The organism is Sphaerobacter thermophilus DSM 20745 (genome assembly GCF_000024985.1).
Classification (GTDB): domain Bacteria; phylum Chloroflexota; class Chloroflexia; order Thermomicrobiales; family Thermomicrobiaceae; genus Sphaerobacter; species Sphaerobacter thermophilus.
On the sequence record NC_013523.1, the window covers coordinates 458,903 to 475,627 of the forward strand.

General features: G+C 69.2%; 15 protein-coding genes. 8 read left to right on the forward strand and 7 right to left on the reverse strand.

The features are described from left to right. Position 1: 1 nt before the first annotated feature. Positions 2-1,057: a deoxyguanosinetriphosphate triphosphohydrolase gene (locus STHE_RS02040; RefSeq protein ID WP_012870901.1), complete on the reverse strand. Its 1,056-nt coding sequence runs from the start codon at positions 1,055-1,057 to the stop codon at positions 2-4. Positions 1,058-1,284: 227 nt separating this feature from the next. Between STHE_RS02040 and uvrC the strand changes: the two genes are divergently transcribed. The 4 genes from uvrC (at position 1,285) to STHE_RS02060 (ending at position 6,147) form a co-directional block, all read left to right on the forward strand. Next, complete coding sequence (gene uvrC / locus STHE_RS02045; protein WP_012870902.1) at positions 1,285-3,114, forward strand: excinuclease ABC subunit UvrC; 1,830 nt, start codon at positions 1,285-1,287, stop codon at positions 3,112-3,114. Continuing rightward, the gene (locus STHE_RS02050; RefSeq protein WP_012870903.1) at positions 3,111-3,761 is read left to right on the forward strand and encodes an L-threonylcarbamoyladenylate synthase; all 651 of its coding nucleotides are present in this window, start codon (positions 3,111-3,113) and stop codon (positions 3,759-3,761) included. Before uvrC ends, STHE_RS02050 begins: the two co-directional genes overlap by 4 nt. 207 nt (positions 3,762-3,968) lie before the next feature. After that, positions 3,969-4,934, forward strand: coding sequence for an ABC transporter ATP-binding protein (locus STHE_RS02055; protein WP_012870904.1), 966 nt, complete (start codon positions 3,969-3,971; stop codon positions 4,932-4,934). Beyond that, positions 4,909-6,147, forward strand: a complete 1,239-nt coding sequence (locus STHE_RS02060) for an ABC transporter permease (RefSeq protein ID WP_012870905.1) — start codon at positions 4,909-4,911, stop codon at positions 6,145-6,147. Before STHE_RS02055 ends, STHE_RS02060 begins: the two co-directional genes overlap by 26 nt. Before the next feature lie 129 nt (positions 6,148-6,276). Here the strand turns inward: STHE_RS02060 and STHE_RS02065 are convergent, their stop codons facing one another. Continuing rightward, on the reverse strand, positions 6,277-6,897 hold the full coding sequence (locus STHE_RS02065) for a LolA-like protein (RefSeq protein ID WP_041398720.1): 621 nt from the start codon (positions 6,895-6,897) through the stop codon (positions 6,277-6,279). A gap of 420 nt (positions 6,898-7,317) precedes the next feature. Further along, complete coding sequence (locus STHE_RS02070; protein ID WP_012870907.1) at positions 7,318-8,286, reverse strand: hypothetical protein; 969 nt, start codon at positions 8,284-8,286, stop codon at positions 7,318-7,320. Between the two features lie 346 nt (positions 8,287-8,632). On the opposite strand from STHE_RS02070, the gene STHE_RS02075 reads away from it, so the two are divergent. After that, positions 8,633-9,475, forward strand: a complete 843-nt coding sequence (locus tag STHE_RS02075; protein ID WP_012870908.1) for a DUF5656 family protein — start codon at positions 8,633-8,635, stop codon at positions 9,473-9,475. An 11-nt stretch (positions 9,476-9,486) separates the two neighbouring features. Continuing rightward, positions 9,487-9,666 (forward strand): hypothetical protein, encoded by a 180-nt coding sequence (locus STHE_RS02080; protein WP_012870909.1) that lies wholly within the window; start codon positions 9,487-9,489, stop codon positions 9,664-9,666. 116 nt (positions 9,667-9,782) lie between these two features. Here STHE_RS02080 and STHE_RS02085 read toward each other — a convergent pair whose 3' ends face one another. Next, positions 9,783-10,643, reverse strand: coding sequence for an arginase family protein (locus tag STHE_RS02085; RefSeq protein ID WP_012870910.1), 861 nt, complete (start codon positions 10,641-10,643; stop codon positions 9,783-9,785). 130 nt (positions 10,644-10,773) lie between these two features. Between STHE_RS02085 and STHE_RS02090 the strand changes: the two genes are divergently transcribed. Beyond that, positions 10,774-12,156 carry a replication-associated recombination protein A gene (locus STHE_RS02090; protein WP_012870911.1) on the forward strand — a complete coding sequence of 461 codons (1,383 nt, stop codon included), beginning with the start codon at positions 10,774-10,776 and terminating at the stop codon, positions 12,154-12,156. Next, positions 12,110-12,850, forward strand: a complete 741-nt coding sequence (gene rph / locus STHE_RS02095) for a ribonuclease PH (RefSeq protein ID WP_012870912.1) — start codon at positions 12,110-12,112, stop codon at positions 12,848-12,850. The genes STHE_RS02090 and rph overlap by 47 nt, the downstream gene beginning before the upstream one ends. A 92-nt stretch (positions 12,851-12,942) precedes the next feature. On the opposite strand, the gene STHE_RS02100 is transcribed toward rph, so the two are convergent. The 3 genes from STHE_RS02100 to STHE_RS02110 form a co-directional block, all read right to left on the reverse strand. Continuing rightward, positions 12,943-13,380 (reverse strand): hypothetical protein, encoded by a 438-nt coding sequence (locus STHE_RS02100; protein WP_012870913.1) that lies wholly within the window; start codon positions 13,378-13,380, stop codon positions 12,943-12,945. 1 nt (position 13,381) lies between these two features. Next, on the reverse strand, positions 13,382-14,929 hold the full coding sequence (locus STHE_RS02105) for a multicopper oxidase family protein (RefSeq protein ID WP_012870914.1): 1,548 nt from the start codon (positions 14,927-14,929) through the stop codon (positions 13,382-13,384). Between the two features lie 100 nt (positions 14,930-15,029). Continuing rightward, positions 15,030-16,667 (reverse strand): FAD-dependent oxidoreductase, encoded by a 1,638-nt coding sequence (locus STHE_RS02110; RefSeq protein ID WP_012870915.1) that lies wholly within the window; start codon positions 16,665-16,667, stop codon positions 15,030-15,032. Positions 16,668-16,725: the final 58 nt, after the last annotated feature.

The window sequence follows — 16,725 nt, forward strand, 5'->3', positions numbered from 1 at the left end:
CTCACCCTGCCCAGAACCGGGGCACGTACAACTCTTCGAACAGTTGCAGCGCGTAGCGGTCGGTCATGCTGGCGACGTAGTCCGCCGCGACCCGCTCCACCCCATCGTCGGCCAGCGCGCGGGCGAACTCGAACGGCACCTGCTCTGGATGGGCGACGTAGTGCTGGTACAGCCACTGGACCATGCGCTGCGCCTTCTTGGTCGCCTCAGCCTCGTTGATCGGCGCGTAGACGCGGGCGAAGAGGAAATCGCGCAGGGCATCGGCTGCCTTGCGCACCGGCTCCGAGAGGTGGATCACCTGGCCGTCCGGGCTGCCCGCGTCGAGGTAGGGGGCGGAGGTGGCGATCACGTCGCGCACCAGGGTATCGATGCGCTCGGCGTGGCGACGGCCGAGGACTTCCAGCGCGATCTCCGGCACCTCATCCAGGGTGACGACGCCCGCGCGGAGGGCATCGTCGAGGTCGTGGTTGATGTAGGCGATGCCGTCGCTGATCTTGACCACCTGCGCCTCGGGGGTGGCCGGGCGGCCGGCGAGTTCGCCGGTGATGTCGCCCTCGGGCTTGGAGTGGCGCAGGATGCCGTCGCGTACCGCCTCGGTCAGGTTCAGTCCCTGACCGTCCTTCTCGATCCGGTCGACCACCCGCAGGCTCTGTTCGTTGTGGCGGAAGCCCGGGAACACCTCGGCAAGGGCGCGCTCCCCCGCGTGGCCGAACGGGGTGTGGCCGAGGTCGTGGGCCAGCCCGATGGCTTCAACCAGGTCCTCATTCAGCCGCAGCGCCCGGGCGATCGTCCGCGCCACCTGGGTGACCTCCAGCGTGTGCGTGAGGCGTGTGCGGAAGTGGTCGCCGTCGGGCGCGATGAAGACCTGTGTCTTGTGCTTCAGGCGGCGGAACGCCTTGGAGTGGATGACACGGTCGCGATCGCGCTGGAACGCGGTGCGGATGGGGCAGGGCGGTTCCGGCACAGGGCGGGCCGCCCCGGCGCTGCGAGTCGCCGCCGGGTGGAGCTCAGCGTCCTCCCGCTGTTCCTGATAGAGGCGAATGCCGTGCGTCTCCATGTCGGCGGTGCCCTTCCTCGCCGCCGGTGCTCCGGCGCACTACGATCATTCTACCTTGTCGATGTACAAACTCAATGTACGAACAGTTGAGGCGACGACCTTTTGCCGGCGCTCGTTCCCACCTACCTTACCTGGGCGGCGGTCATGTGCTCCGGAGCCGGCCCGATGCCGGAGCTCATGGGGCTTCAGCGCTCTGACTGTTTGGCACGGCAGGGTATAATTAGGGCATGACAGGGACGGAGCTCCAGGAGCGTCTCGCGGCATTGGCCCCCGCACCGGGGGTCTATCTCATGAAGAACGCACGCGGTGAGGTCATCTACGTCGGGAAGGCGGCCTCGCTGCGCTCGCGCGTGCGTTCCTACTTCGGCTCCAGGCGGGGGATGGACGGCAAGACCCGCGAGTTGGTCGAGCACATCGCCGACTTCGAGGTCATCCGGACCGATACCCCGACCGAGGCGCTGATCCTCGAGAACGAGCTGATCAAGCGCTACCAGCCGAAGTACAACGTGATGCTGCGGGACGACAAGACATACCCGTACATCCGCATCACCAACGAGCCGTTCCCGCGTGTCATCAGCACCCGGCGGCTGGTGAACGACGGCAGCCGCTACTTCGGCCCGTACACCAGCGCGTCGTCGGTGCACCGCACGCTCGACCTGCTGAAGCGGCTCTTCCCGTACCGGCCGTGCGATATCGAGATCACCGGCAACGCGCCGCGCCCGTGCCTCTACTACCACATCGGCCGCTGTGTCGGGCCGTGCATCGGCGCGGTCGACCAGGCGCAGTACGCGCAGGTCATCGACAAGGTCGTCCTTTTCCTGGAGGGCCGGGGCGAGGAGCTGCTGCCGAGCATGCAGGCCGAGATGGAGGCCGCCGCCGAGGCGCTGGACTTCGAGCGCGCGGCGCGAATCCGCGATGACATCCGTGCCATCAAGCACGTCCTGGAGCAGCAGAAGATCGTCTCCGGCACAGCCCGCAACTTCGACGTGCTGGCCGTGGCGCAGGGGCCGGGTGGGGACGCCGCAGTGCAGGTTGCGACGATCCGCAACGGGAAGATGCTGGGGTCCGAGTACTTCATGCTGCGCGGGGCGCGGATCGACGACTCGCCGGGCCAATTGCTCTCGTCGTTCGTGACCCAGTTCTACCAGGATGCGGCGATGGTGCCGCCCGAACTGGTGCTGCAGCACCCCTTAGCGGACGAGGCGCTGGTGCGGGAGTGGCTCCGCGAGCGGCGCGGGGGCACGGTGAAGCTGACCGTGCCGAAGCGCGGTGAGCGCCGTCAGCTCGTCGAGATGGTCGCCAAGAGCGCCCAGGAGAACCTGGAGCAGGATCGGGTGCGCTGGCTCAACGACGAACAGCGCATGACGGCCGCGATGACGGAGCTGGCCGACGCGCTGGGCTTGGAGAAGATGCCCCGGCGCATCGAGTGCTTCGACATCTCGACCCTCCACGGCACCCACTCGGTGGCGAGCATGGTCGTCTTCGAGGACGGCAAGCCGAAGAAAAGCGACTACCGCCGCTTCAGCATCAAGGGCGTGGCCGGGCAGAACGACTTCGCTATGATGCAGGAGGTCATCCGGCGGCGCTTCAAGCGGGCGGCCCGCGAGGACGTGACGGAGGAGTGGCGGACGTTGCCGGACCTGGTCATCGTCGACGGCGGCAAGGGGCAGCTCAACGCCGCGCTGGAGGTGCTGCGCGAGCTGGGTGTCTCGGTGCCGATCGTCGGCCTTGCTAAGGAGAACGAGGAGCTGTTCCTGCCGGGGCGGCGGGATCCGGTCGTCCTGCCGCGCGACGCGCAGTCGCTCTTCCTCGTGCAGCGGGTGCGGGATGAAGCGCACCGCTTCGCCGTGACCTTCCACCGGAAGCGACGCACCAAGAGCACGTTCCGCTCGGCGCTGGACGGCCTGAAGGGGGTCGGCCCGGCGCGGCGGAAGGCGCTGCTGAAGACCTTCGGCTCCGTGGCGCGCATCCGCCAGGCGAGCGTCGAGGAGCTGGCGGCGGTCCCCGGCATCGGCCCCAGGCTGGCCGAGCAGATCAAGGAGGAGTTGGGCGCGTGACCGAGCGGTCACGGGCGCGGCTCATCCCCGGCGACGACCCCGGCGTGCCCGCCGCCGCGGCCGACGTGCTCGCGCGCGGCGGGCTGATCGTCTTCCCCACGGACACGGTGTACGGCGTGGCCGCTGCGGTGGACCACCCGGAGGCCGTCGCGCGCCTCTACCACGTCAAAGGGCGGCCACTCGACCGCCCGATCCCGGTGCTGGTGTCCGACCTGGACCAGGTGCCCCGGCTAACCGGTGAGGTGGACCCGCTGGTGCTGGACCTGCTCCAGCGCTTCTGGCCGGGTGCGCTGACCGTCGCGGTGCCCGCCGCGCCGTGGCTCCCTCGTGAGATCGTGCGTGACACCGGCCGCGTCGGGCTGCGTATGCCGGATCACCCGCTGGCACTGGCGATCATCGCCGCGGCCGGAGGGGCGCTGGCGACGACCAGCGCCAACCGCTCCGGCGAGCCCGAGACACGCACCGCGGCGGAAGCCGATGCCGCCCTCGGCGATCGGGTCGATCTGATCATCGACGGGGGCCCGGCTCCGGGCGGGGTGCCGTCGACCGTCCTCGTGGTCGACGGGCGCCGCCTCACCGTGACCCGCCGCGGCGCGCTCGACCCCGAGGAGATCGTCCGCGCGTTCCCCGAGTTCACCCTCAGCTAGTCCGCGTCACGAGCGCCGGCATCGTGCTGGCTCCCCTCACCCCGTGACCCCCTCTCCCCTGGTGGGAGAGGGAAAACGGCGACGTGTCGAGGGGCGCGATGTGGCTCCGCGATCTGGCCCCTGTCTTGCGTTGTGCCTTCCGAGATGTGGCTTGTCCCGATGGGACGCGCGACTATCCATATCGGTCCCACGTGTGATGAGGTGACGATGGATCAACAGATGCCCTCGGCCGCGGTGGAGATGCGGGAGGTGCGGAAGGACTTCGGCGACGTCGTGGCGCTGGATGGGGTCGATCTGACCATCCACCGCGGACAGATCGTCGGGATCATCGGCCCAAGTGGGGCAGGCAAGACGACCGCGATTCGCTTGCTGCTGGGGATCTACGCGCCGACCTCGGGCGAGGTGCGCGTGCTCGGGCACGATCCGAGCGGATTCCGGCGGCGGGACCGGGAGCAGATCGGCTACCTCCCGCAGGGCTTTGTGCTCTATCCCGACCTGTCGGTGCGCGAGAACCTGAACTTCATCGCCGGGACCTATGGACTGGGCTGGCTCAGGCGGCGCCGGCGCATCCCGTACCTGCTGTCGCTCCTGCACCTTAGCGATGCCGCCGGGCGCCTGGCACAGGATATCTCCGGCGGCATGCAGCGGCGTCTGGAGCTGGCGGCGGCGCTGGTGCACGATCCGGCGCTCCTGGTCCTCGACGAGCCGACGGCGGGCCTCGACCCGGTGCTGCGCGCCGAGGTGTGGGACATCTTCCGCGATCTCCAGCGCCTCGAGCGGACGATCGTGGTGACCACGCAGTACGTGACCGAGGCGGAGTACTGCGACGCGGTTGTTCTGATCGACGGTGGACGGGTGATTGCCGCCGGGTCGCCTGAGGCGCTGCGCAAGCAGGCCTTTGGTGGCGAGATCGTGCGGGTGACGATCCCCGGCCTGAATTGGCGGATCACGGAAGAGATCTTGAGCTATCCGTTCGTGATGGGTGGAGAGCGCGGCGGAGACGAACTTCGGCTGATCGTGGAGGACGCGGGAGAGACGATCCCGCTGCTGGCGGAGCGGCTGCGCGAGCGCGGCCATCCGGTGTCGGCCATTGAGGAGCACCGCGAGTCCTTCGACCGTGTGTTCGTCAGGCTGGTGGAGCACAGAGGTGCAGGTGCTGCGACGGTGGCTTGACCGGGTTTCGCGGGCGATCGTCCGGCCGCTCGCCTTCGTGTCCAAGGAGTTTCTCCAGATCTGGCGGCAGCCGCGGCTGATCCTGACCCTGATCGTCGGTCCGTTCCTGGTGCTGCTCCTCTTCGGGTTGGGCTACAACGCCGACCCCCAGCCGATCGATACGGTGCTGGTCCTGCCGCGCGACGCCAACATGTCGGACGACGCCGCGGCCTACCAGGATCAATTCTCCCCGCCGTTCCGGCTGGCCGGAGTGACCGAGGATCGAGAGCGCGCAGCGGACGAGCTTGCACGGCGCGAGATCGACGCCGTTCTCATCTTTCCCGCTCAGGCCTACGACACCATCCGCGGCGGCGAGCAGGCCGAGATGGTCCTCCTGTACAACGAGTTGGACCCGCTCCAGCGTACCTGGCTGGAATACTACGGCTACGTGCAGACGTCGGAGTTCAACCGGCAGATTCTGGAACAGGTGCTGGACCGCTCGCGTCTCCAGGCGACGAGCGGCTCGGAGGAGGTCGGCGCGGCGGCGCTGGCGAGCGCGGCATCGGACATCCCGCCGCACGTGCTGGTGTCGCCCTTCCGTTCCGAGGCGCGGAATCTTGCGCCGTCCAGCCCGGACTTTGTGGCCTTCTACGCGCCTGGAGTGCTGGCGCTCCTGATCCAGCATGTAGCCGTGACGCTGACCGCGCTGGCGCTGGTGCGCGAGCGGCTGATCGGCGCGACCGAGCTGTTCCGGGTCGGGCCGCTGAGCGTACGTGAGATCCTCGGCGGCAAGTACCTCTCGTACTTCGTCCAGACGGGCGCGCTGACCGCCATCCTGCTCGGGGTGCTGGTCTTTGGCCTGAACATCCCGCTGCTCGGGACGGTGGGAAACATCGCGCTGGCTCTGGCGCTTCTCGTGGCCGCCTCGCTGGGGATGGGCTTTTTCATCTCTGCCATTTCGCGGACCGAGACGCAGGCGGTGCAGTTTGCGCTACTGCTCCTGCTGGCGGCGGTCTTCTTCAGCGGTTTCTTCCTGCCGTTGGCGAACCTGCTCGAGCCGGTCCGCGTGGTGTCGTACGCCTTGCCGGTCACCTACGGCATCATCTGGCTGCAGGAGGTCATGCTTCGGGGAGATGCGCCGCCGCTGTGGGTGCCCGCGGCGCTGGCCGGCATGGCCGTCGGCTTCCTCGTTCTTGCCTGGTTCTTTTTCCACCGCACCATGGCGCGGCGATGAGCGTGGGCTAACCCCTCACCCCCCTTGCCCCCTCTCCTCTGGCGGGAGAGGGGGGTGGCAGTAGGCTGCCTGGCGCTTGACGTTCCCCCTTTCACAATTTTGAGGGCGGAGGTGAGGGTGTGGGCCGCCTCACGGAGCGGGGGCGGTGATGGGCGGCGCGGTGCCGATGTCGGTGACCTCGACGTGGGCGGTGGCCTGTCGGCCTCCCGCGGTGGGGGTGCCATCGGTCGGCGTGAAGGTGAGATCCAGTCGCAGGAGGTATCGCCCCTCCGTCGCCACCCACATCGTGGAGTCGACCGCGGCGGTGTCGCTGGCCGTGAGGAGGGCTCGCGACGCGCCGCTCACCTCGTAGGTGGCCTCCTCGACCGTCGCCGGAATGCCGTCCACCGTCTCCGTCCCGGTGATGGTGTAGTCCGCCTCATCACCGGAGAGCGTGCGCAGGAACCGGGTGTCGAGGTCGAGCAGCGGCAGGAGCCGCCCGATGATCGGGGTGTCCGGCGCGGCGGCGATCGGCCCGGTCCCGAAGTCCGCCACCTCCTGACCGTCGACGCGCCACAGTTGGATGATCCGGTTGCCGTCCGCGTCGAGGACACGGACGTTTCGGTCGTCCCCGGACCGGCGCAGGGTGATCTGGAACGTGTCGCCCGAGCCGGGGAGGAGCGCCTCGGCACCAGCGAATCCGGCTGCATCGAGGTGCATCACGTAGGAGTCCTGCGCCTCCAGGTTGTCCAGCGCCTCAGCCAGCGTCACGGGTTCAGTTAGGGCCGACGGGCTGGCACTGGGTGAGGCGGATGGGGTGCTGCGCGGCGTGGAGAGGGGCACGACCGGCGGGGACCCTTGTGGCCACCCTGCAGCGGTGGGGATCGGTGTGGTGATGGCCCGCGGCGAGGAGATGGCCGCTGACGTCGGGGTATCGGTGTCGCCTCCGCCGGGTCGGCAGGCGATGAGAAGCACCACCAGGCTCAGTGCGAGGCCCGCAATTATTCGACGATACCGTCGTCTCATCGGCGTCGTGCCTCCATGGCCCGCTGCGCAGCAGATATGCGCAAGCAAGCACGCAATCGCGGAACGAGGCCGCGCACCTGCCTATGGATGCATATCTCGTGCCAGTTCGCCTTGCTGGAGAGGGCAGCGCGGGCACCGGTGCCCGCGCTGCCCGCGAGGTCGAGGCTATGCCTCTTCGGGGCCGCTGGTGGTCCAGGAGAAGGAGCCGAGCAGGACGCCGGTGACGCAGCCCACGACGGCGCCGACAACAGCCACGCTGGCCGGAGCAAAGCCTGGAGCCACCACCGGTGCGGTGAGCAGGCCGACGACCGCGCCGATGAGGAGGCCGGGGACGACTGCGAGCGCGATCATCCGCTGGACATGCGACAGGGCAGCCGGCTCTGCCGGGTCGCGCACCCGGTCGCCCTCGCTCATCAGCCCCTCCGCCACGGTCACCTCGCCGAGAGTGACGCCGTAGGCGGCGTGGAGGATGAGGTTGCCGATGATCGGGAGCGGCCCGGCATCGATTGCGAGCCCAAGAAAGCCCCCGCCGACGACCGGGAGGAAGACGAACAGGGAGAAGAGCCAGGGCACGACGGCGAAGATGAGTCCGCGTCTCCAGCCGGGACCGTGCAGGCGCGGCTCGACCAGCCCGGTGTAGACGACGGCCCAGACGATGCCCGCCACGAAGTGGAGCGCGATGGCTGCGGGCAGGTTGGACTGGGTGGCGCGGGTCAGCGGGTTGTTGATCAGCGCGTCGAACCAGGTGGCCAGGAACCCGGCGTCCGGGGCTGAAGAAGCGAACACCGCAGCAAAGCCGTACCCGACGAGGAACGTCACGGTCATGACGGCGGTCGCCACGAAGCCTGAGAGGACACCGACGGCGAGCCAGTCCTGGACCCGTCCCTCGGCATCACGCTGCGGCTGACGCCGTGGGCGGCGTCGGTGCGGTGGCCGCGGTGGGTGTGGCGCCTCGACGACCGGTTCGCGAGTGAGGCTCCACACCAGTGCGACGAGGCCGACTCCGAATGCCACCACTGCGATGAATGCCTGGGCGTAGCGCCCCTGGCTGAGGTGGAAGACGGCTGCCGGCGGCGAGACGAGCAGCACCAGCAGGAATATGAGATCCCAGATGCCGAAACGTCGCTGAGTCACGGGCTCGCCTCCTTACTGGATGCAGCCGGGTGGACGTGACCGACGTTGTCGCGGGGAACCTGCGCCCAGCACCCGAATCGTCATAACTGATACGACCGTGCTACCCGGACGGATGCCGTGCGCGGCGCAACGGGGACTGCGCCCAGTCGGGGCTGTTGATGAGCACCGTAGCAACGAACGATCTGTTAGCGTCACGGTGCCGGTCAAGATCCACGGTACGCGAGGCTGGGGATGATGTCAAGTGGAGGCGGTGGAAGCGGCTCGCCGCGGGTTGGCATGCCCTGGCCGGTCGGCTAGGATTCGGGACACGGTTGAGTCGCCTGGGGACTATCGGAGAGCGACGCCGTTGGAACACCGGCCAACCTACGTCCGTGCCATTCTGCTGAGTCTGACCATCGCCGCGCTGCTGGCCCTGCTGGGGGTCTGGGCACAGCGGGTCGATGTGGGTCCAGGCTCGGTGCCGATCTACGACCCGGAGGGCCGCTCCTACTGGCTCGCCGGTCTGGCGGCGGCGGTGCTGGCCGCCGTGCTGTTCCAGGTGTTCGATCGCGAGACCAGCTACGCGCTGTCGACCGCCGCCGCGCGGCAGGTGCGCTATGAGCCTGCATCGGAGTTGCCCACGGCGTGGCTCCTGCCGGGGGTAGCGACCTTCGCCGCGGTCATGCTGCTGGCCGTCTACCATGGGGAGACCGCCATCGCCGGGATATCGCTCGGGGCCTTCGTGACACTCGCATCCGCTAGTATCGCCCGGCACTTCCTCTATGACGCGGACTCCCTGGTGCGGCAGCGTGCCCGTGCGTGCTCCACGTTGCTGATCCACGGCGTCGCGTTCGTCGCCCTTGCGATGGTCTACATCAATAAGGTCCGCAGCCTTTTCTCTGCCACTGCCGTTCTGGTGATCGGTGTGCTCCTGCTTCTGCAGCTCACGGAGGGGGAGGACGCGCTGTTCGGCCGGCGCCTCGTCTACGCGCTGGCCGGCGGGGTGATGCTGGGGCAGGTTACCTGGGTCCTGAACTACTGGAAGGCGACCGGCTGGACCGGCGGCGCGGTGCTGCTCATCTTCTTCTACCTGGCGGCCGGGCTGATCTCCGCCCAACTCCGGCGCGGGGTGGCCGGCCGCGACCTGGCCGAGTACGGCGGGATCGCGGCGGTGGCCTTCAGCATCGTGGTCTATTCGATCCTACGCTAGCGAGGGTTGCCGTGGCGGAAGAGTTGAACGGACGGTCGCTCTACGACCTCATGCTGGAGCTGGATCGCCTGGAGGAGATCCGCGAGGATCTCCTGGAACTGGGCCTCCGCAGCCTCGATGAGATCGAGGCCCGCATCGACGAGCTGAATCGGATTATCGACGAGGCCGACGACGAGCTCGACGAGGAGTAGGCGTCGATCTGCTCCCAGGAGCGGCCCTCACCCCCGGCTCCTCTCCCAATGTTGGGAGAGGGGAGCTGTCCACTGGGGTCAGGCGGTGCGCCGGTTGACGCCCGCCTTCCGTGTCCTTACGCCTTGTTGGCGTGCCGCCAGCTCGTGAGGGCGCCGCGCATGACCTCAATGGCGGACGCCATAGTGGTTTCTCCCTCTGCACCCCGCGCATACATCGCAAGCAGGCCGAACGTGCCGACCTTCCCGGTGTCCATCACTATTTCGATGCGCCGGAGCAGGGTCGGGATGTCGAGACCGTTCGGCTCCTTGGTGGGGTGGGTAGGCGTGAGGCTGGCGTCGAGCACGTCGAGGTCGACGTGGAGATAGATCAAATCGGTCTGTTCGGCGAGGCGCGCCACGGCCTGGGCGAGGGTCGCGTCGTCGCGCGTCACCTCCACGTCCGTCGCGTGGATCAGCCGCTCCTCGTCCGGGTCCAGGTTGCGGACGTCGACCATCACGATCCGGTCGGTCGGGAGCGGAACCTGCTGGCGCGCCAGCTCGCGCCAGGGGGCGTAGCAGAGTCCGGCGCTGACAGCGACCGGCATGCCGCCGAGCATGCCACTGAGCGTGGTGCGCGGCGTGTTGAAGTCGCCGTGTGCGTCGAACCAGACCAGGCCGATGCGCGCGGCCGGGCCGTGGGCCTGCTGGAGCCCGCCGATGACGCCCGGGAGGTGCGAGCAGTTGCCGCCGGTGACCACCACGTGCCGGCCCGCCGCAATGCCGTCGGCCACGGCTCCGGCGATCTGGCCGCAGACGCGACCGAGGGTGACGATGCGATCCGCGTCTCGCTCGGCCTCCGGGAGGACTGGGGTGGCGAAGGTGACATCCCCGCCCGCGACATCGTAGACACCCGCTTGCTGGAGGGCGGTCGTCTCCAGCTCGCGGTCCGGTGCGGGTCGACCATCGCCGTAGTGGATCTGAACGACATGGAGATCCATCCTTGACTTCCCCCTTCCACCCCGTGGGCGCTGCGTGGGCCGGTGTCCTCCGCAGGCAGTGTACGAGGAGCGCGCGGAGCCGTCGAGTACAATCGGGGTCGACTGGTCGCCAAGAACGGCAGGGGGCGCGATGGATCTGTTCGAAGCCCACAAGCGGGATCTGCTGCGCAAGAGGGCGCCGCTTGCCGACCGCATGCGGCCACGCACGCTCGACGAGTTCGTCGGCCAAGAACAGGTCGTCGGGCCGGGCACGCTGCTGCGCCGGGCGATCGAGCAGGACCGGCTGAGCTCGCTCATCCTCTGGGGTCCGCCGGGCAGCGGGAAAACGACGCTGGCGCGGATTATCGCCACGGTCACCAAGGCCGAGTTCGTGCAGGTTTCCGCGGTGTCGGCCGGGGTGGCCGACCTGCGGCGCGAGGTGAAGGAGGCGAGCGACCGGCTGGGGATGCACGGGCGCCGCACCATCCTCTTCATCGATGAGATCCACCGGTTCAACCGCGCCCAGCAGGACGCGATCCTGCCCTACGTCGAGGACGGGACGATCATCCTGATCGGCGCGACGACGGAGAACCCCTCGTTCGAGGTGAACTCGCCGCTGCTCTCCCGGTCGCGGGTGATCGTGCTCAAGGCGCTGGATGACGACGCGGTGCGCACCATCGTGCTCCGGGCCCTGGAAGACCCCGAGCGAGGGTTGGGTGGTCAGGGCCTGCGGATCGACGATAGCGCACTGGACCTGTTGGTCAACCTCGCCAACGGCGACGCCCGCTTCGCGCTCAACACCCTGGAGATGGCATCGGTCGGCGCCGAGAACGGCGTGATCGGACGTGAACAGGTCGCGGAGGCGGCGTACCAGCGGGCCGGGGTCTACGATCGGGCCGGGGACGCGCACTACGACACCATCTCGGCGCTGCACAAGTCGATCCGCGGCTCCGACCCCGACGCGGCGCTGTACTGGCTGGCGCGGATGCTGGAGCGGGGCGACGACCCGCTCTACGTGGCGCGGCGGCTGGTGCGGGCGGCGTCCGAGGACATCGGTTTGGCGGACCCACAGGCGCTCACCGTGGCGGTGGCGGCGCAGCAGGCCGTGCACTTCCTCGGCATGCCGGAGGGCGCGCTGGCGCTCGCCGAGGCGGCGGTCTACCTGGCTACCGCGCCGAAGAGCAACGCGCTGTATCGTGCCTACGGCGCGGCGGCCGAGGACGTGCGCCGCACGCGGAACGAGCCGGTGCCGATCCATCTGCGCAACGCACCCACACGGCTGATGAAGGAGCTCGGCTACGGGGCGGAGTACCGCTACGCGCACGATTACGACGAGGCGATCGTCGAGCAGCAGCACCTGCCGGACAACCTGGTGGGTCGGCGCTACTACGAGCCAACCGGGCGCGGCTACGAGCGGGAGGTTGCCGCGCGCCTGGAGCGGTGGCGGGCGTTGCTGGCGCGGCGGGCGAGGGAAGGGAGGCGCGCGGGTGGTCGCGATATTCAACCGAAAGCGCCCCGGCGGTCGGGCGAATGACGAGCTCCGCCCGGTGACGATCCAGCCGGGTTTCGCGCCCTACGCCGAAGGCTCGGCGCTGATCACGATGGGCAACACCCACGTCCTCTGCACGGCCACGATCGAGGAGCGGGTGCCGCCGTTCCTCGTCGGCAAGGGGCAGGGCTGGGTCACGGCCGAGTACGGGATGCTGCCCCGCAGTTCCCCACAGCGCATCCCGCGCGAGCGCTCCCTGACCGGCGGACGGACCCAGGAGATCCAGCGGCTGATCGGCCGCTCCCTGCGCGCGGTGACGAAGCTTGACCTCCTGGGCGAGCGCACGATTCTGATCGACTGCGATGTGCTGCGCGCCGACGGCGGGACGCGCACGGCGGCGATCACCGGCGGCTACGTAGCGCTGCGACTGGCGCTGGAGCGCCTGGTGCGCACCGGACAACTGAAGGCCGTGCCGCTCACCGGGTACGTGGCGGCCGTCAGCGTCGGGGTTGTCTGGGACGAGGTGCGCCTGGACCTGGAGTACGAGGAGGACAGCCAGGCGGAGGTCGACTGCAACGTGGTCATGACCGACCGCGGCGACATCGTCGAGGTCCAGGGGACGGCCGAGGGCAAACCGTTCCCGCGCGCCCGGCTGGACGCGATGCTCGACCTCGCCGAGCGCGGTGTTCGGCAATTGGTCGAGTACCAGAAAGCAGCGCTCAGCAGCCACTCTGAATAGCCACGTCCTCGAACGCCTGGCAAATCCGGCTGGACGATCGGAGCCCACATCCGGACAACACGGTTTTCACCACCCGGCCTGCGCCCGGGGGTTTACCCCCGGGCACGGGCCACTGCGCTCGGGTCCATCCGTCGCAGGGCGATCAGGGCGGCGATGAGCGCGATCTCCAGTGCCGTTGCGGTGAGATCCAGCGCGCCGACCGGCAGCCGCACGAAGGTGATCATCATCGGCAGTCCCACCAGCCGGGTGAAGGCCCAGATCGCCACGATGACGACGTTGAGGACCAGCCCCAGCCGCAGCGTCCACCTGCGCGGGCCGAACAGCAGATTCACCGCCAGAGCGCCCTGTGCCATGGCGACAAGGAGGAAGAACATCCCGCGCAGCGGGGCGAGGGCGAACTCTCCTGGGAGTACCCAGAGGTGGATCAACTCTGACGCGAACGCCAAGCCAGCGGCGGCGACGGCGAGGCGACGGGTGGTGATCTTCGGCGACGCGATCCGTTCGGCGTCTCGTCGCGTGGTCACAGTCATCTCAGACAACCTCGAAGTTCTCCATCATCATCATGTCCTCGTGCTCCAGGTTGTGGCAGTGGAACACGTACTTGCCGCGGTATCCGCTGAAGCGGGCGATGATCTGTGCCGACCCGCCGCGCATGAAGACGGTGTCCTTCCAGCCGGCGTCCCACGGGCCAGGCGGACCGCCGTTGCGTGACAGCACGCGGAAGTGCACCAGGTGCAGGTGGATCGGGTGTTCCGGGTCGGCGTGGAGCTCCCAGATCTCGGTTGTGTCCAGCCGCGGGCGCGCCGCGATCCGGTTGGGGTCGAAGATCCGAAAGTTGACCGTCGAAGGCCAGCCGAAGAAGCCGGCGATGAACTGGAAGCGGCGCACCTCCACCGCCTCGCTCGGGTCCGGCAGCGGCTCTTCGGGCGCCAGCCGGTCCGGGATCTCGCTGTATTCCTCCTCGCGGCGCGCGACGTCGAACCGCATCACGTCGGCGGTGGGGCCGACGCCCTCCCGGTTCACCAGGCGGACGCTCGTGCCGACCGGATACTGGCCGAAGTCGACGATGACGTCGAAGCGCTCGGCCGGGGAGATCAGGATCTCGTCGTGCGGGATGGGTGTCTCCAGCAGGCCGCCGTCGCTGCCGATCTGGATGAAGGCCGGACCGTTCGGCGGCGGTGGGTCGAGCGCCAGGAGATAGGGACGGGCGTTGGAGGCGTTGAGCAGCCGAAGTCGGTAGCGCGCGGTGCCCACGTCGAGCACCGGCCAGGGCGCGCCGTTGACCAGGATGGTGTCGCCGAACACGCCGTTGGCGAAGGACGACACGACGCCCGGCTGGCCCTGGAGCGTCGGGTCGAGCGATGGATAGTAGAGATCGCCGTCCGCGGTGAAGGTGCGGTCGGTGATGACCAGCGGAACTTCACGCTCGTCGCGCGGCAGTGGCAGGGCGTCCTCGATCTCGTCCCGGATGATGTACAACCCGGCGAGACCACGGTAGACCTGCGGGCCGGTGAAGTCCATCCGGTGGTCGTGGTACCAGAGCATCGCGGCCCGCTGCTGGTTCGGGTAGACGTAATCTCTTGTCCCGTGGGCGACCGCGCCGCCGTGATGGTGCCCCGTGCCGTGGTTAGCGTCGTGGCTACTGGAAGCCGGCAGGATCAGGTCGGTCGGGTACCCGTCGCTCTCCGGCGGGGTGACACCCCCGTGGAGGTGGGTGACGACCGGGACCGGGAGTTCGTTCCGCTGGCTCACGACCACCTGGCGCCCGCTCCGTGCCTCGATGGTGGGGCCGGGGAAGATCCCCTCGTAGCCCCAGATGGTCGTCCGGTAGCCGGGCAGGATCTCCGCCGTGGCCTCCCGCTGGACCATCTCGTAGTAGTCCGTCGACGCGTCAGTGCGCACCGGCTTCAGCACCGGCGGGATGGGCAGGGGAACCTGGAACGGCTCGACCGGGGGGCTGGTGACGGCGCCGGCCTTCGCCAGTTCGTTCATCGGGCCGATCATCCGGCCGATGGGGAGTGCAACCGAGGCGACGCCCAACATGCCCAGCCGGAGGAATCCTCTCCGCGAGAGTTTCATGGAAGTTCCTTCCCAGGGGTCTGCGTGAGTGGGGTGGTTGCCGCCCGGCCCCACCCGCAGGTCGCGTGACCCGCGGGCGGGGTGGGGCGACACCAGCGAGCTAGCGCGCCAGAAGGCTGCGGAGCGCCTCCTCCAGGGCGCCGGCCGGGTCGTCGAAAGCGGTCTGGGCGCGCCAGGCGACGATACCGTCCGGGCGCACCAGCAGCGCCCCGGAGCCGGTCAGGCCGTGCGCGTCGGCGAAGCGCCCCTCGACGTCGGCCAGGTCGCCGCCCGGGCCGATGCGGTAGACATCGAGCGGGAGGCCGAGGTCGTCAGCCACGCGCCGAGCGGGCTCGACCCAGACGCTGTCGCCCGCCGGGGCCAGCAGCACGAACCGCCGGCCGTAGAGGTCGATCGTCGAAATGACCTCGCCGTTGCGCGCCAGCTCGAGGTGCGGCGCACGGGTACCCGGCTGCCCGGCGAGCTGGCCGACCGGCAGCGCCGGTGCATCGCCGTCGGGCGCACCGATCACGGCGGCCGAGCGGTAGATCGGGCCGAAGGTCACCGTGCTGTAGTCCATGAGCGGCGGATTGTCCTCACCGGCGACGCGCGTCTGCCAGCGGGCGAGTGCCTGCTGCATGATGAAGTGACCGACCGCGTAGCGCTCGTCGTGGTAGCTGTCGAGCAGCGCAGGCCCTGCCTCGCCGCGGATGACCGCCGCGAGCTTCCAGGCCAGGTTGTGGGCGTCCTGGATCCCGGTGTTGGCGCCGAGACCGCCGGTCGGCGGGACGATGTGTGCCGCGTCACCGGCCAGGAACACGCGCCCCGCGCGGTACCGCTGCGCGACCTGTGCGCCGATGGTGAAGCCCAGCACCTTGATGTCCGTGCCCGGAATCTGGGGCCGAACTGTGACCGGCACACCGGGGATGCCCGCTGCCTGGCCCACCAGCTCCGCCACGCGGTCGTCGGTGAAGTCTTCGACCGACTCACCATAGTCCGGCATGTAGCCCATCCCGAAGACCCACCGCTGGCCGGCCTGGTCGTGGGCCATCAAGATCGTGCCCGGGCGCGGCTGCTGCAGGTAGGCGATGTTCACCGGCCGGCCGCGCAGTGCCGGGGTGAGGTCGGCCGTGATCGTCGCCGTGATGGTGTGGAAGAAGGGACCGGGCCCCTCGGTCGGGATCTCCAGCCGCTTGCGGATCGGGCTGGAGTACCCATCGGCAGCGATCATGTAGTCGGCGCGGACGACGCGCTCATCCCCGGTCCGGCGATCGACGAGCCGCGCGGTGACGCCGTCCTCGTCCTGGGTGAACTCCACCATCTCGGTCGAGAAGTGCAGCTCGGCGCCCAGCTCGACCGCGCGCTCGCGCAGGAGCAGCTCCAGCTTATCCTGGTCGATCGGCGCGAAGGGCGACGGGCTCAGGTTCGCCTGGGGCACGTCGTCCTCCGGCTCCTCGACCGGGTGGTGCTCGCCGGCAAGATTGTCGGCCTGCACCGCGACCCAGGCGAACTGGTCGCCGCCGGCGTAGCTGGCCGCGCGGATGGCCGGCTCGAGCCCGACCTGCCGGTACAGCTCCACGGTGCGGGGGGTGAAGCCCCGGGCACGCGGGTGCATCAGCAGGTCCGGATGGCGCTCGACGAGCTTGGCGCGCACACCCTGCGCGGCCAGGAACAGGGCCGCCGAGAGCCCGACCACGCCGCCACCAACGATCAGAACCGGGGTGTGCTCGTAGTTCATCGCTGCGTTGTTCCGCTGCATCGGTGTTTCACCTTCCCTGGCGACCCTGCCCGTGGCACGGCCGCCCTGGTTCGGCGGG

Coding starts and splice junctions, on each gene's coding strand:
- STHE_RS02040 (WP_012870901.1), bottom strand. CDS start 1,057: ATGGAGACGCACGGCATTCGCCTCTATCAGGAACAGCGGGAGGACGCT.
- uvrC (WP_012870902.1), top strand. CDS start 1,285: ATGACAGGGACGGAGCTCCAGGAGCGTCTCGCGGCATTGGCCCCCGCA.
- STHE_RS02055 (WP_012870904.1), top strand. CDS start 3,969: ATGGATCAACAGATGCCCTCGGCCGCGGTGGAGATGCGGGAGGTGCGG.
- STHE_RS02085 (WP_012870910.1), bottom strand. CDS start 10,643: ATGGATCTCCATGTCGTTCAGATCCACTACGGCGATGGTCGACCCGCA.
- STHE_RS02090 (WP_012870911.1), top strand. CDS start 10,774: ATGGATCTGTTCGAAGCCCACAAGCGGGATCTGCTGCGCAAGAGGGCG.
- STHE_RS02100 (WP_012870913.1), bottom strand. CDS start 13,380: ATGACTGTGACCACGCGACGAGACGCCGAACGGATCGCGTCGCCGAAG.
- STHE_RS02105 (WP_012870914.1), bottom strand. CDS start 14,929: ATGAAACTCTCGCGGAGAGGATTCCTCCGGCTGGGCATGTTGGGCGTC.
- STHE_RS02110 (WP_012870915.1), bottom strand. CDS start 16,667: ATGCAGCGGAACAACGCAGCGATGAACTACGAGCACACCCCGGTTCTG.